The organism is Falsiroseomonas sp. (assembly GCF_051860665.1).
GTDB lineage: Bacteria > Pseudomonadota > Alphaproteobacteria > Acetobacterales > Acetobacteraceae > Falsiroseomonas.
Window position 1 is genome coordinate 58,572 of sequence record NZ_JBHYDM010000024.1, and the last position, 15,323, is coordinate 73,894.

Annotated in this window: 12 protein-coding genes; 2 read left to right on the forward strand and 10 right to left on the reverse strand. The window is 70.7% G+C overall.

Annotated elements, in window-relative coordinates:
* Window positions 1-67 precede the first annotated feature (67 nt).
* Both ACTIF1_RS20065 and ACTIF1_RS20070 read right to left on the reverse strand, forming a co-directional pair.
* Entirely contained in the window at window positions 68-1,054 is a 987-nt protein-coding gene (locus ACTIF1_RS20065; protein ID WP_439598235.1) for a branched-chain amino acid ABC transporter permease, read from the reverse strand.
* Window positions 1,047-1,922, reverse strand: a complete 876-nt coding sequence (locus ACTIF1_RS20070) for a branched-chain amino acid ABC transporter permease (protein WP_439598236.1) — start codon at window positions 1,920-1,922, stop codon at window positions 1,047-1,049. Before ACTIF1_RS20070 ends, ACTIF1_RS20065 begins: the two co-directional genes overlap by 8 nt.
* A 110-nt stretch (window positions 1,923-2,032) precedes the next feature.
* On the opposite strand from ACTIF1_RS20070, the gene ACTIF1_RS20075 reads away from it, so the two are divergent.
* Window positions 2,033-2,659 carry a phosphoenolpyruvate hydrolase family protein gene (locus ACTIF1_RS20075; protein ID WP_439598237.1) on the forward strand — a complete coding sequence of 209 codons (627 nt, stop codon included), beginning with the start codon at window positions 2,033-2,035 and terminating at the stop codon, window positions 2,657-2,659.
* Here the strand turns inward: ACTIF1_RS20075 and ACTIF1_RS20080 are convergent.
* The 8 genes from ACTIF1_RS20080 to ACTIF1_RS20115 form a co-directional block, all read right to left on the reverse strand.
* The gene (locus ACTIF1_RS20080; RefSeq protein WP_439598238.1) at window positions 2,623-4,251 is read right to left on the reverse strand and encodes a phosphoenolpyruvate hydrolase family protein; all 1,629 of its coding nucleotides are present in this window, start codon (window positions 4,249-4,251) and stop codon (window positions 2,623-2,625) included. The genes ACTIF1_RS20075 and ACTIF1_RS20080 overlap by 37 nt on opposite strands.
* Window positions 4,252-4,292: 41 nt before the next feature.
* A complete protein-coding gene (locus ACTIF1_RS20085; protein ID WP_439598239.1) occupies window positions 4,293-5,075 on the reverse strand; it encodes an ABC transporter ATP-binding protein in 783 nt (260 codons plus the stop codon).
* Window positions 5,072-6,049, reverse strand: a complete 978-nt coding sequence (locus tag ACTIF1_RS20090; RefSeq protein ID WP_439598240.1) for an ABC transporter ATP-binding protein — start codon at window positions 6,047-6,049, stop codon at window positions 5,072-5,074. Before ACTIF1_RS20090 ends, ACTIF1_RS20085 begins: the two co-directional genes overlap by 4 nt.
* Entirely contained in the window at window positions 6,046-6,960 is a 915-nt protein-coding gene (locus ACTIF1_RS20095; protein WP_439598241.1) for an ABC transporter permease, read from the reverse strand. Before ACTIF1_RS20095 ends, ACTIF1_RS20090 begins: the two co-directional genes overlap by 4 nt.
* Window positions 6,957-7,964 (reverse strand): ABC transporter permease, encoded by a 1,008-nt coding sequence (locus ACTIF1_RS20100; protein ID WP_439598242.1) that lies wholly within the window; start codon window positions 7,962-7,964, stop codon window positions 6,957-6,959. The genes ACTIF1_RS20095 and ACTIF1_RS20100 overlap by 4 nt, the downstream gene beginning before the upstream one ends.
* A gap of 2 nt (window positions 7,965-7,966) precedes the next feature.
* Entirely contained in the window at window positions 7,967-9,550 is a 1,584-nt protein-coding gene (locus tag ACTIF1_RS20105; RefSeq protein ID WP_439598243.1) for an ABC transporter substrate-binding protein, read from the reverse strand.
* A gap of 10 nt (window positions 9,551-9,560) precedes the next feature.
* Window positions 9,561-13,364: a hydantoinase B/oxoprolinase family protein gene (locus tag ACTIF1_RS20110; RefSeq protein ID WP_439598244.1), complete on the reverse strand. Its 3,804-nt coding sequence runs from the start codon at window positions 13,362-13,364 to the stop codon at window positions 9,561-9,563.
* Between the two features lie 133 nt (window positions 13,365-13,497).
* A complete protein-coding gene (locus ACTIF1_RS20115; RefSeq protein ID WP_439598245.1) occupies window positions 13,498-14,457 on the reverse strand; it encodes an AroM family protein in 960 nt (319 codons plus the stop codon).
* 180 nt (window positions 14,458-14,637) lie between these two features.
* Here ACTIF1_RS20115 and ACTIF1_RS20120 point away from each other — a divergent pair.
* Window positions 14,638-15,323: hypothetical protein (locus tag ACTIF1_RS20120; RefSeq protein WP_439598246.1), on the forward strand; the 686-nt coding region annotated here is incomplete at its 3' end.

Below are 15,323 nucleotides of genomic sequence, written 5' to 3' on the forward strand. Positions count from 1 at the left end.
GCCAATCCTCCTTGCTGGTTTGTTGTGGTGGTGCGCGTGGCCGGCTGGCCTTGCGGACGGGGTGCGCTCATTCGCGGCGTGGCGTGACGAGGCGCCTGAGGCGCGCGCCGAGCCCGATCATGCCATCGGGCGAGGCCAGCACGATCGCCAGGAAGACGATGCCGATGAGCGTGTTGAAGCGGTCGCGGTCGTAGATGGTGGCCGCGAAGGTGTCGAAGACGGTGAAGATCAGGGACCCGATGAAGGCGCCGATCGGATGGCCAAGCCCGCCGATCACGCTCATGATCAGCACATTGACCGAGGCGCCGAGGCCGATCGAGCCGGGCGAGATGCCGATATTGTAGATGGTGGAGAGGATGCCGCCGCAGCCGGCGACGAAGCCCGCTACGCCGAAGGCGGCGATGCGGTGCAGGCCCACCGAATAGCCCAGCGCCGCGACGCGCCGCGGATTGTCGCGGATGCCCTGCAGCACCAGGCCGAAGGGGGTGCGCACCAGATACAGGATGCCGAAGTACAGCGCGGCCGCGGTGCCCAGCGCGATGTGATAGAAGACCAGCGCATTGCGGAAATCGGCGCCGAAGATGGTGGGCCCCACGACGTTGCGGATGCCCTCATAGCCGTTGAACCAGGCGATGTTCGTCTCGATGAAGCGGAACACGCCCATGGCCAGCGCCAGCGTGATCATCAGCAGGTAGATGTCCCGCGTGCGCACGCTGACGGCGCCCACCAGCAGGCCCATGAGCGTCGCGGCCAGCAGGCCCACCGGAATGGCCGTGGCATAGCCGAGGCCACCGGCGATGCGCGGCACCGCACCCTCCACGAAGACGGCCAGCGCATAGCCGGCAACCCCGGCGATGGTCATCTGCGCCAAAGAGATGAAGCCGCCATAGGTGGCGAGGAAGGTCAGCGACATCGCGATGATGCCGAAGACCAGCGCGCGGCCCAGGATATTCGCGGTCCAGAACTGCGCCTGGTTCGCCGGCAGCAACTGCGGCAGCAGCCAGGGCAGCGCCAGCAGCAGCGCAAGCCCCAGCAGTGACCAGCGGCTATGCACGGCCCAGGATCCCCTGCGGCCGCAGCGCCAGCACCGCCACCATGATGACGAAGGTGAGGATCACCGAATAGGTCGGGAAGACCGCCTGGCCGATCTGCTCGGCCAGCCCGATCAGCACCGCGCCCAGCGCCGTGCCGGTGATGCTGCCCATGCCGCCGACGATGACGACGACCAGCGAGACCAGCAGGAAGCGCCCATCCGCGCCCTGCGCCAGCGGCTGCGCCGTGGCGCCGATGACGCCGCCCAGCCCCGCCAGCGCCGCGCCCAGCGCGAAGACCGCGATGCCCACCAGCGGCATGTTCACGCCGCAGGCGCCCAGCATCTCCCGGTCATCGACCCCGGCGCGGATCATCATGCCGAGCCGCGTGCGGTTCAGCAGCAGCCAAAGGCCGATGCCGACCGCCAATGCGATGCCGATCTGCACCAGCCGAAACGTGGGATAGCCGCCCACGCCCGGCACCTGGGTGGAGCCGAAGATGGCATCCGGCGCAAAGAACTGCCGCGGCGTGCCGCCGAAGACCGCCAGAAGCTGGTCGGCGACGATGATCGACAGGCCGATGGTGACCAGCGCCTGCCGCAACTCCTGCCCCTGCATCCAGCCGAGCAGCAGCTTCTGGACCAAGGCGCCGAAGACCGCGGCGAAGGCGACGCCGGCGGCGAGGCCCGCATACCAGGCGTACCAGACATCGCGGTCGTACAGCGGCTCGAAGACCGCGTAGCCGACATAGCCGGCGACGAGATACATGGCGCCATGTGCCATGTTCACCACACGCATCAGCCCGAAGATGAGCGAGAAGCCGGCGGCCACGATGAAATACAGCGCGGCCAGCGTCAGCCCGTTCAGCACGATGGTTGCCGCCAGATCCATGCCGTTGTCGTTTCCCCTGCGGCCTTGCGGTCCGCTTCGGGGGCAGCATGGCGAAGCGACAAGGGGCGCTGCAAGATGGTAATTCTGCAATGTTTGGGTAAGAATGGGTAATGCCTCCACCGCATCCGCCCAGCCTCCAGCCCGCCGTGCAGCTCGATGCCCTGCCGCCCGCCGAGCGCGCGCGGCGCGTCTTCCTGCCGGCGCTGGCCCCCTTTCCCGTCGAAAGCTGGCCGCTGGTGGCGCTGCTGCCGGTGCTGGACATCAATGGCAGCCTCACGGCCGCGCTGGCCGCCCGACGCCCCTTTCGCGGCGCCGGCCCCATCGCCGGCGTCTTCGCCTGCGACCCCTTCCTGCGCCTGGCGGACCTGGCCGCCACCCTGCGCGCGGCCGGCATCACCCAGGTGGTGAACTACCCCACGGTGCAACTCTTCGAAGGCGAGACCGCCGCCGCGCTGGCCGCCGTGAACTACCGGGCGGAGGCCGAGTTCCGGCTGCTGCAACGCCTGGCGGAGCTGGGCTTCGCGCCGATCGCCTGCGCCACCTCACGCCTCGCGGTGGATGCGGCGCTCAGCCTCGGCCTGCGGCGGATCCTGCTGCATCCGGGCATCGCGCCGCGCGCGGAGGAGGCCGCATGGTGGGCGGGGCTGGCCACGCGCGTGGCGGTGGAGGGTGGGGAGGCGCTGGCCTGGGGCGCGCCCCATCAATCCTCCAGCCCCAGGCGCCGCATGCGGTTGTAGAGCGTCTTGCGCGCGATCCCGAGGAAGGCGGCGGTCTCGCCCCTGCGGAAGCGGTTGCGGCGCAGCGCATCCAGGATCCAGGCGCGCTCGTCGAGCGGCGAGGCCGGTGGCGCGGCGCTGGCCGGGCCCAGCTGCGCCTCCAGCGCCGCCAGGGTGATGCGGCCGCCGCGGCCCTCGGTGGCGGCGCGGCGCAGCACCTCCGCCAGCTCGCGCAGATTGCCGGGCCAGCTGCGCGCCATCAGCAGCCGCAGCGCCGCCGGCTCCAGCTCCCCGGCCTGGCTGCCGCGCAGCATGGCGCGGGCCAGCAGGGGCAGGTCCTCCAGCCTTTCGCGTAGCGGCGGCACCACCAGGCGCTGGGCCGAGAGCGCGCGCGCCAGCGCCTCCCCACCCGGCGGATGCGTCAGCACCAGCCTTGCGCCCGGGCTGCGCTCGGACGGCTTGGCAAATCGGGAAAAACTGCCGCGCTCGATCCAATCGGCCAGGCGGGCGCGCAGAAGCGGCGGCAGGGCATCGGCGCCCTCGATCACCAGCGTGCTGTGACGCAGCGCCAGCAGGGCCGCCGGCCCGCCATCCCCGAAAAGCCGCGGCGCGATATCCTGCCGCGCGTCCAAAAAGGTCAGCGTGCCGCTGCGGCCGCTGGCCTGGTGGATGGCGCGCGCCACGGTGGTGCGCCCGCTGCCCGGCTCGCCTTCCACCAGGATGGGCAGGTCCGTCGCCACCAGCCGCGCGATGCGCGCCACCAGCTGCCGCGCGGCCTGGGAGCGGCCGACCAGGCCGGGCAATGAAGGTGCGGCATCGCCATCCTGCGGCAGCAGCCGCGTGGTCTTGAAGGCGGAGGTGGTCTGCATCACCGCCATCTCCAGCGGCAGCCGGTCCAGCGTGGAGCCGCCGAGATAGCCATCGGCGCGGGAGGCTTCGCAGACCTGCTGCAGATGCGCCGGATCGATGATCGGCCCGCCCTCCACGAAGCACAGCGTGCCCGGTGCCCGCCTGCGGATATGGGCGAACAGGCGCCGCGCGCGTTCCGCCGCCGCCTCCAGCGGCACGCCGCTGGGCACACCCTGGCTGCCGCCGGAATTCCAGCCGAAGTTCAGGCAGATCCGCTGCACCCGTGCCTGCAGCAGCGCATCCACCTCCGCCCGTGTCTTGGCATAGCCCAGCGTGGCCAGGCCCTGGCTGGCGGCGTCGCGCAGCATCGCCACCTCCCGCGCGAAGCCGAGGCCTGCGGCTTCCAGCGCGGTGCGAAAGCTGCCGTCGAGGTGGATGGCGGTGGGGAAATTGGCGATGCCGTGATAGCCGGCGTCGCGGATGCGGCCGAGCAGGGCGGGCAGCGCCTCCCGCGGGTCGCAGGCCGCGGCGCCGAAGAAGACGGGGACGGCGACGCGGTCCAGGATCTCGGCCCGGGCGAAGGCATCCGTGAAGGCATTGCTGTCGCGGATCGGCAGCATGCAGGACAGCGAGGGCGCGCCCATCACCCGCAGCCTTCCGGCGCTGAGCACCAGCAGGAAATCCGCGCCGCCATCCACCGCGGCGCGCGCCGTCATGCCGAGGCCAATGGCCGCGCCGACCAGGATCTCGATGCGCTTCGCCATGCGGCCATCCTGGCCGATCGCGCGCCGCGATCCAAGGCCGGTCAGGGAATGGGCGTGTCCAGCCGGTTGACGCCGGGTGGCAGGACGGAGGCGAGCAGGGCACGGGTATAGTCATGTGCCGGCGCGTGCAGCACCTGGCCGACCGGGCCGCGCTCCACCACCTGCCCCTGCCGCAGCACCGCGATCTCCTCGCAGAGCAGCTGCACCACGGCCAGGTTGTGCGAGATGAAGAGGAAGGCGAGCTGGTGCCGCGCGCGCAGCCGCCGCAGCAGGTCGATGATCTGTGCCTGGACCGAGACATCCAGCGCCGAGGTCGGCTCATCCAGCAGCAGCGCGCGGGGGCCAGGGGCGAGGGCGCGGGCGATGCAGACGCGCTGCTTCTGGCCGCCGGACAATTCATGCGGGAAGCGCCAGAGGAATTCGGGGCCGAGGCCCACATCCTCCAGCAGCCCGTCGATGCGCGCGCGCAGCTTCGTGCGGCTCAGCCCGCCCTGGATCTGCAGCGGCTCCGCCACCGCATCATGCACGGACAGGCGCGGGTTCAGCGCGGAATGGGGGTTCTGGAACACCACCTGCACGTCGCGCCGCAGGGCGCGCAACGCGGCGCCGCGGGCGGTGGTGATCTCCGCCCCATCCATCAGCACCTGGCCGGATGCCACCTCCTGCAACCGCAGCAGCACACGCAGCAGGGTGGATTTGCCGGAACCGGATTCGCCCACCAGGCCGAGCGCCGCGCCGGGCGGCAAGGCCAGGCTGACCCGGTCCACCGCCGCATGGCTGCCGAAGCGCACGGTGACGTCGCGCAGTTCCAGCAACGGGATCATGGCACCACCGCCCAATCGGTGAGGGCATGACAGGCCACGGCATGCGGCGCGCCGCGCAGTACGGGCTTGGCGCTGCGGCAGATGGGCATGGCCAGCGGGCAGCGCGGATGGAAGCGGCAGCCCTGGGGCGGGTCGCGCAGGTTCGGGATGCTGCCGGGAATGCCCGCCGGCATATGGTCCGGCTGCCGCAGATCCGGCATGGCGGCGAGCAGGCCGCGCGTATAGGGGTGCTGCGGCGCGGCGAAGAGCGCCTCGGCCGGCGCATCCTCCACGATCGTACCGGCATACATCACCACGATGCGCCGGCAGGCGGCGCCGATCACGCCCAGGTCGTGGCTGATCAGCATCAGCGTCAGCCCCAGCCGCGCGACGAGATCGGCGATCAGCGCCAGGATCTGGCGCTGGATGGTGACGTCCAGCGCCGTGGTGGGTTCATCCGCCACCAGCACGCGCGGATTGCCGGCCAGCGCCTCCGCGATCAGCACACGCTGGCGCATGCCGCCGGAGAGTTCATGCGGATAGCGATCCAGCAAGGAAGCGGGCTGCGGCAGGCGCACGGAATCCAGCAATTCGATGCAGCGTGCGCGGCGCTGGGCGCGGGACAGGTCCGGCTCATGCGCGCGCAGCACTTCCTCCATCTGGCGGCCGATGGTGAAGACGGGGTTCAGGTAGGTGACGGGGTCCTGGAAGACCATGCCGATGGTGCCGCCGCGCAGCCGGCGCAGCGCGCCATGGTCCATCGCCAGGATATCCGCCCCATCGTAGCGGATGGCGCCGGAGACGATGCGCGCCGGCGGCGAGGGGTTCAGCCGCAGCAGGCTGCGCGCGAGCACGGACTTGCCGCAGCCGGTCTCGCCGACGATGCCGACGGATTCGCCGGACTCGATGGCGAGGTCGATGCCGTCCAGCACATGCACGCGGCCCTCGAAGCCATCGAAGGCGAGGCGATAGTCCTGGATCTCGATCAGGCTCACCCGCGCGAACTCCGCGGGTCCAGCGTATCGCGCAGCCCGTCGCCGAACAGGTTGAAGCCGAGCACGGTGAGGAAGATGAACAGGCCCGGAAAGGCGGAATACCACCACCAGTCCGGCATATAGGTGCGGCCGGTGGCGATCATTGCGCCCCATTCCGGCGCCGGCGGCTTGGCGCCGAGGCCGATGAAGCCGAGCGAGGCGGCGGCCAGGATCGCCATGCCCATGTCCATGCTGGCCTTGACCACAAGCGGGCTGACGCAATTGGGCAGGATGTGGCGCCACAGGATATGGGCGTGGGAGGCGCCCATGGTGCGCGCGGCTTCCACATAGGCTTCGCTGCGCAAGGTCAGCGCCTTGGCCTCGATCAGCCGGACATAGCCGGGCCACCAGACGATGGCGAGCGCCAGCACGCCATGCAGGATGCCCGGGCCGAGCGCCGCCACGATGGCCAATGCCAGCACTAGGCCCGGCACGGCCAGGAAGACATCCGTGATGCGCATGATGACGGCGCGGATGCGGCCGCCGAAATAGCCGGCGGCGATGCCCAGCGGCACGCCGACCAGCGCGGCCAGGCCGGTGATGGTGACGCCGATCCAGAAGCTGGTGCGCGTGCCGATGACGACGCGCGTGAGAATGTCGCTGCCCATCTCATCCGTGCCAAACCAATGCGCGGCGGAAGGCGGCTGCAGGCGGTTGGCCAGGTTCACCGCGCCGCGCGCATGGTCCGGATAGGGCACGATCCAGGGCCCGATCAGCGTCAGCAGCAGGAAGGCCAGCACCAGCACAAGGCCCAGCATGGCCGAGGGGCTGCGCGTGAAGGTCCACAGAAAGAAGCGCGCCTGGCGGATGCTGCCGGCGTGTTCGGTGGCGAAGCGCGCGCGGCGCGAGGCGGGCAGGATGGCTTCGCTCATGCGCCGCGCGTCCGCGGGTCGAGCCAGCCATAGGCGAGGTCGACGAGAAGATTGGCCAGCATGAACATCAGCCCGATCACCAGCGTCACCCCCATCACCGGCTTGAAGTCGGAGGCGATGGCGGAATTCACGGCATAGAGGCCGATGCCCGGCCAGTCGAAGACCGTCTCCACCAGCACCGTGCCGCCCAGCATCCAGCCGAAGCGCAGCCCGATCATGGCCAGCGTCGGCAGCATGGCGTTCTTCAGCGCCAGCAGGCCCACCACCCGCACCGGCATCACGCCATGCGCGCGGGCGGCGGTGACATGGTCCGAGCCCAGCACCTCGATCATCTCCGCGCGGTTCACCCGCAGGACGGAGGCGAGGCAGGGCAGGGACAGCACGAAGGCCGGCAGCACGGCATGGGATGCGGCATCGCGGAGGCTGTCCCATTGCCCGGTCAGCAGGGAATCGAACAGCACCATGCCTGTGATGGGTGGCGGCGGATCGGCGGCGATGGACAATATGCCCCCTGTCGGCAGCCAGCCCCACCAGACGCCCACCACCATCTGCAGCAGCAGCGCGATCCAGAAGGCGGGCAGCGCGATGCCGGAGACGGCCAGCACCCGGATGCCATGGTCGAGCCAGGAGCCGCGCCAGACGGCGGCGAGGATGCCGAGCGGAATGCCCACCACACAGGCAAAGCCCATGGCCAGGATCACGAGCTGGAAGGTCGCCGGCACATAGCGCAGAAGATCCTCGCCCACCGTATTGCCGCTGGTCAGCGACCGGCCGAAATGGCCCCGGGCGAGATCCGTGACATAGCGCCAGAACTGCTCCGGCAGCGGCCGGTCCAGCCCGTATTCGGCGCGGATCGTCGCCACCATCTCCGGCGTCGCATCCGGCCCGGCGGCCAGCGCTGCAGGATCGGCCGGCGTGACATTGGCGATGACGAAGGTGATCACCACCAGGCCGAACAGCATCAGCGCGACATGCATCAGCCGCCCAGCCAGGTAGCGCGCCATGCTCATCCGCGCGCGGCGAAGAGCGGGAAGAGGTCCACCTCGCCCGTCAGGTTCAGCGCCTGGTGTTGGAAGCCGCGCACATAGCTGCGCATCGCCCAGCGCTGGTTCGCCGCCATGCCGAAGATCACCGGCTGCAGATCGACCACGCGGCGCTGGATGGTGGCGTAGAGCGCCATGCGCTTCGCCGTATCCAGCTCCACCGCCGCCTCCGCCACCATGCGGTCGATCTCCGCATCGCGCAGGTGGTGGATACCCCAGAACTGCCCGGCAGCTGAGGAGGCATATTGCGAGGCGACGGTATCCGGCGAGGTGGTGACGGGCGTGACATAGACCGCCGTCATCGACGCCGCGGTCTCCGGATTCGCGCCGCGGCCGATCAGCGTCGGCCAGGGCTGGCCCACGATATTCACGCGGATGCCAAGCGGTTGCAGGCAGTTCAGCAGCACCAGGCCGATCTGCCGCTGCACCTCATGCCCTGCCACCTGCAGGTATTCCAGCTCGAACCCGCCCTGCGGCGTCGCGGTGCGCGCCATGTACTGCTTCGCGCGATCGAGGTCCTGGCGCGGCATGTCCAGCGCGATGCGGCCTTCGGTGACGAAGGGGAAGGGCCCGTCCAGCAGCTTGGCATCGCCCTTGTGGATGGCGATCAGCGCCTCGTAGTCGAAGGCATAGGCGATGGCCTTGCGCAGGTTGATATCGGCGGTGGGGCCGCGCTGGGTGTTCATCATGATGGCGAAGGGCGCGGCGCCCGTATCGTTCGTCACCACCATGTTCGGCATGCGCTCAAGCTGTTCCAGGTCATCCGGCGTCAGCCCGGCAGCGATATCCACCTCCCCGCGCTGCAAGGCCGCCTTGCGGGGCGCGGATTCGCGCATGACGCGGTAGATGACGCCGGCGGGGCGATCCGCATCCGGCATCGGCCAGCCCTTCCAATAGTCCGGCACCGCAGCCAGCGACATCACCGTCTGGCCATCCCAGCGGCGAATGGTGAAGGGGCCGGAGCCGGCGGCGTTCGTCGTCAGCCACTTCTGGCCGTCATCGTCGCCATCCACATTCGCCATCACCTGCTTCGGATTCACCACGAACCACAGCGGCAGGAAGGAGATGAAGTCGGGATAGGCGCGTTCCAGCGTGAAGCGGACGGTGCGCGCATCCACCGCCACCACATTCTCCGGCTTCAGGTGGCGCGACAGCATCCAGGAGATGCCCTTGTTCAGCCGCAGCCCGCGCTGGAAGGAATAGCGCACGGCCTCCGCATCCAGCGCATCGCCATTGTTGAACCTCGCATTGCCCACCAGGCGGAAGGTCCAGGTCAGGCCATCCGCGCTGGTCTCCCAGCTCTCGGCCAGCCAGGGGATGATGCGCGCGGGAGCGCCCTCGTAGCGCACCAGCGAATCATAGAGGCAGCGCTGCATCATGCGCGTCGACCAGTCGTAGCGCTGGTGCGGATCCAGGATCGGCACCGGCTGGTTGCCGGAGAAGACCAGGATGCGGCGATTGCCCTCGCGTTCGAAGCCATAGGCCGGGCTGAGCGAGGCGGCGGCGACCAGGCCACCCGCACCGAGGAGGAGTTCGCGGCGGTTCATGCGTCGTCTCCTATTCTGCTGCCTGCACCGCGGCCTTCGCCGCACCAGGGCTTACGTAACCTTCCTGCAAATCCCGTTCCACCAGTGCCGCGCTGCGCGAGGCGGGGTCCCCGAAGCCGGACCCGCCGCAAAGCCGCAGCTCGATCATCCGGCTGGTATCGGTCAGCGTCACCAATTCGCCCGCGCCGCAGTCGCGGATGAGGTTGCCCTCGCGGTCCAGCACCGCGCCGCGCGCGGCACCGCCCTGTAGCCCGCCGAAGAGGCCCGGCGAGTCCACGCCCACGCCTTCGGCGGCGACGGAGGCCTGGGTGGGCAGGCCGTCATCATGCAGTTTTCGCATCCGCGTGCGCGTGCCGAGGCCGCCGCGATGCTGCCCGGCGCCACCCGAATCCGCGATCAGCGACTTCTCCACGACCAGCACGGGGGAGCGCGTCTCGAACAACTCGATGGAGGTATTGGCCGCCGAGGTCGGCCAGAGCAGCGCGGATTTCCCATCATGCGCCGCACTCGCCCCCTGGCCGCCGCCCATGAAGAAGTGGTCGGCATAGAGCCGCCCCTTCGCATCCAGCCCGTGCACCTTCACGGACACCGGCAGCCCGGTATGCGCCTGCACGCGATCCGGCGCCGCCTCCGACAGCGCCCGAAAAATGTTGGGCGCCAGGTACCAGCCGGTGCGCGTGCGCAGCGCCACCGCGGCGGGCCGGGTGCAGTTCAGCACGGAACCTTCCGGCGCCTTCACCGTGATCGGCCGGTAGCATCCCGCATTGCCGCGCACCTGTGGGCTCAGGATGCATTTCAGCGGATAGGAGCCATGCGCGATGGTGTAGCTATAGGTGCAGTTCAGCCCACCGAGCGGCAGCTGCGGCGGTGCACCCGCAAAGTCCAGCTCGATGGCGTCGCCCGCGACCGTCAGCTTCAGCGGATAGTCCAGCCTGCGGCCCAGCGCCGTATTGCTGACGGTGGAGTGGTAGACGCCATCCGGCAGCGCGCGGATCGCATCGCGCATGGCGCGCTCCGCACGGCCCTGCACCACGGCGGCCAAGGCGCGCAGGTCCTGCATGCCGTAGTCGCGCATGAATCCCAGCAGCCTTTCGGCGCCCTGCGCATTCGCCGCGATGAAGGAATGCAGGTCACCCAGCACCTCCTCCGGCTTGCGGACATTCTCCGCAATCATGTCGAAGAGCGTGTCGTTCGGCTCGCCGGCGCGATAGAGTTTCGCGGGCGGGATCTGCAGCCCCTCGTCGAAGATCTCGGTCGCCTTCAGGCCGTCCTTGATGCCGCCGATATCGCCGACATGGCCCACCGTCCCCATCAGCGCCACCAGCCGCCCGTCGAGAAACACCGGCGTGACGATGGCGATGTCGTACAGGTGCCCGGCGCAGAGCCACGGGTCGTTGGTGATCAGCACATCGCCCGGGCGCAGCGTCTCCGCCGGGTATTTCTGGAGCATCGCCTTCACGGCGCGCGGCAGGGTCAGGTTGAAGACCGGCATGGCGCGCGGCGAATGGGCCAGGGATTCGCCATCCGCATCCAGGATGTCGCAGGCGAAGTCCTGCGCCTCGGAGACGATCAGGCTGAAGGCGGTGCGGCAGATGGCCTGCCACATCTCCTCCACGATGGTCACCAGCCGGCTCCACATGATCTCCAGCGAGACCGGATCCGCCTCGATCAGCGCGCGCGCCTCGGCGATCGGCGTGGCGGGGGTGATTCGGGCGGCGATGGGGGCGGCGACGCCGACGCGGATGCGCAGCGTGCCGGCCGCACCCACCGTCACGCTGTCCTGCGGGCCGAGGATGGTGGTGGCCTCGCGCTCCTCGATGATGGCGGGGCCGTGGATCGTGCCCTCGGCGGCCAGCGCATAGCGGTCATAGACCGGCGTGTCGTGGAAGCGGTCGCCGAACCAGGCTATGCGGCGGCCCTTCAGCGCCACGCCGCCCGCCGGCGCATCCGCCTGCGCCACGGTCAGCGCCGGGGCGGGGCCGGCGGCGCGCACGCGGAAGGAGACGATCTCGGCCGCGACACCCTCGTAGACCGAGGTGAAGCGCGCGGAATAGACGCGGCGGAAGGCCGCCATCAGCGCCGGCAGGCTCTCGCTGGTGATGGCGCCATCCGGCAGCGGCACGTTGATCTCGTGGATCTGGCCGGCCAGGCGCATATCGGCGCTGCGCTCGATGGTGATCTCGGCCTGGTCCATGCCGGAGGCGGTTAGCATCGCCGCCGTCTCCGCCGCCAGCTCCGTCAGCACCTGCTGCATGAGGACGGGCGCGGCCGGATCCTCCAGCGCCACGGGCAGGGACCGCACGCTTTCGAAGGCGAGCGGCGCGGCCAGGAAGCCGAGCGCGGAGGCGGCGCCGGAGGCCGGCGGGATCAGCACTTCCTCCACGCCCAGGATGCGCGCCACCTCCACCGCATGGGCGGGGCCGGCGCCGCCGAAGCCCACCATGGCGTAGCGGCGCGGATCCTTGCCCTTTTCCACGATATGGATGCGCGCGGCGGCGGCCATGCTTTCCGTCACCGTGCGATGGATGCCCCAGGCCGTCTGCACCGCCGAAAGGCCGATCTGCGCGCCGACCGAAGCCAGCGCCGCCTCCGCCGCGGCCTTGTTCAGCGCCATGCGCCCGCCGAGGAAGAAGCCCGGATCGTAGTAGCCGAGTATCAGATTCGCATCGGTCACCGTCGCCTGGGTGCCGCCGCGGCCATAGCAGGCCGGGCCCGGATCGGCGCCCGCGGAATGCGGCCCGACCTTCAACAGCCCCACCTCGTCGATGCTGGCGATCGAACCGCCGCCGGCGCCGATCTCGATCATGTCGATGACGGGCGCCTTGATCGGCAGGCCGGAGCCCTTCTTGAAGCGGTGCAGCCGCGCCACTTCCATCATCGGCGCCACCTCGCAGGCGCCATCGGCGATCATGCAGGCCTTGGCGGTGGTGCCGCCCATGTCGAAGGAAATCACATCCCTCTGCCCGACCAGCCCGCCGAAGAAGGCGGTGGCCAGGCCGCCGCCGGCGGGGCCGGATTCCAGCAGGCGGATCGGGAAGCTGCGCGCCGCTTCGGGCCCCACCAGGCCGCCGGCGGATTGCATCAGCCGCAGCGCGCCACGGAAGCCGCGGCTCCACAATTCGCGCTCCAGCCGCGCCAGGTAGCGGTCCATCAGCGGCTGCACATAGGCATTGGCGCAGGTGGTGACGAAGCGCTGGTACTCCCACAGCTCTGCCACCACCTCGCTGGACAGGGACAGCGCGAGGTCCGGGAATTCCGCGCGGATCGCGGCCGCCGCCGCCTTCTCATGCATCGGGTTGCGATAGGCATGCAGGAAGCAGATGGCGATGGCCTGCGCCCCGCCCGCCACCAGCTGCCGCGCCGCCTGCCGCACCGCCTCAAGATCGAGCGGGGTCACCACCTGCCCGTCGCGGTCCAGCCGCTCCGGCACTTCCAGCCGGTTGCGCCGCGCCACCAGCGGATCCGGGTATTGCAGGAACAGGTCGTAGATGTCGTAGCGCTGCTCCGTCCCCATCTCGATCACGTCGCGGAAGCCGGCGGTGGTGATCATGCCGAGGCGGGCGCCCTTGCGCTCGATCAGCGCATTGGTGACCAGCGTGGTGCCGTGCACGATTTCGGCGATATCGGACAGCGCCAGCCCGGCCTCCGCCACCAGCGCGGCCAGGCCGGCCAGCGCGCCTTCCGAGGGGTCCTGCGGCGTGGTCAGGCATTTGTGCAGGCGGATGGTGGCGGTGGCGCGGTCCAGCAGGATGAAATCGGTGAAGGTCCCGCCGATGTCGAATCCGATCCGGTAGCGGGTCGCCGCGTCTGCCATCTGGCCAGCACCTGTGCAGAGTGTCTCGGCGCAGCTTTGCAGATCGGCGTGGCCGGGCTGAATAAGGGCGGCTCCTTACCCAGGCGGCGCGAGCCGCCGAGAAAGCGGGCAGGCTTGCCGCATTTGGGGCAGGCTACAGGTCGCGCACCAGCATCAGCCGCCGGAACAGCTCGATGGCGGAGCCCGCATTCAGCTTGGCCATGACGCGGCCGCGATGGATTTCCACCGTTCGGTGGCTGATGCCCAGGCGGCGGCCGATCTCCTTGTTGCCCTCGCCGTCAAGCAGCGCCATCAGCACGTCGCGCTCGCGCGGCGTCAGGCTCTCGGTCTGGCCGGGCAGGCGGTCGATCAGCGCCTGCAGCGGCTCGGCCTCATTGCCGAAGCCCGGCTCCGCCGGGTGGACCGGCGGCGGGCGCGCGGCGAGCGCCACCAGGTGCAGCCGGATGGCGCCCGCCAGGATGCGCCGCGCGGTCACCACCGGCTTGCCGGTGCGCGCCGCCAGCTGCTCGGCCATCGCCTCCGTATAGCCCACCGAATGCATCAGGATGAGGTTGGCCGCCGCCAGGCGCTGCGCCGCCTCGTCGAAATCGGCGATGTCATCCTCCCGCGCCACGGCGCGGGCGCTTTGCATCAGCGCGCCATGGGCGGAGCCGCGATGCTGTTCGGGCAGGGAATGCATCACGCCGATTCGCGCCTCCCCCATCACCAGCGCGCCGATCCAGGCATCCACCACCTGCTGGGCATGCACGAAGGGCGTGCGCAGGCGATAGGGCTGGAACAGGCTGGTGCTGGCCAGCACGATCAGGTCGTGCCCCTCCGCGTCCAGGCGGTGCAGCAGCGGCGCCAGGCGGCGGGCCAGGAAGCCGGCGCCGAGGCGCACCCGCCTGCCATCGGCCAGGCGGGTGAAGAGCACCGCCTCCCGCTCCCGCGGCGCGCCGGCGGCGATGCCGGCCTCGTCCAGCCCGTCCAGAGCGCCGTGTTCCCGCACCTCCACCTCGCCGGGCGCGGCGCCGGACAGGGCGAGCACCTCCGGCACCATATCCTCGCGCGGGGATTGGCCGATGCTGACGAAGGCGAGGCGTGGACGGGCCATCCGGCATTCCTGTCCGCTGGGTTCCTTGCGTATTGCGGCGGATGCGCGGCCTGTCCACCGGCAAGCGGGCGGTGGCGCATCATTCCGCCCGGTCCAGGGTCACCACACTTCGTTACCGCGCCCGGTTTTGGTCCGGGCGCGGAATCCGGTAAGCCCCCTGCCAGCATCATACCGGGCACCGTGCCAGACGCTTCCGACCCCCGCCTGCTGACCCGCCCGCTGCCGCGCTTCCGCGCCGGGCCCGTCGGTGCGGCGCGGCGCGATCCGCCGCCGCTGCGGCCCGGCGCGGCGGCCGTTTCGCCATGGCTGCTGCCGCGTGCCCGGCGGCGCACCCGCCGCATCCTGGCCTGGCTTGTCGCCTCGCTGCTGCTGCATGGGCTGCTGGCACTGTATTTCGTCGCCCGCCCGCGGGAGGTGCAGGAATTGCCGGCGCCGGCGGTGGAGGTGGTTTTCGAAGGGGGCCAGCCCGAACGGCCGCTGGCCGAGCCGCCACCGGGCATCGAGGGCCCGCCCGCCCCGCCACCCTCCGAGGCCGCCGCCGCGCCGCCGCCGCCCGCCCCCGTGCCGCCCCCGCCGGCTCCACCGCCGCCCACGCCTCCGGCGCCGGTCCAGGCCGCCCCGCCGCGGCCGCAGGCCCCCCCGCCGCCCCGCCTGGCGCAGCCGCAGCTTCCGCCCATGCCACCGATGCCGCTGCCCCAGGCGCCGCCGCCGCCCGAGGCCCGGCCGCCGGTCGCCCAGCCCCAACTGGCCCAGCCGCTGCCCCCGCCGGCGCCGGCGATTCCGCTGCCCCAGGCGCCGCCCCCGCCGCCGGCCGAGGCGCCTGCGCCGAAGCCCCCGGCCCGGGTCGAACTGCAGCCGCCCGCCCC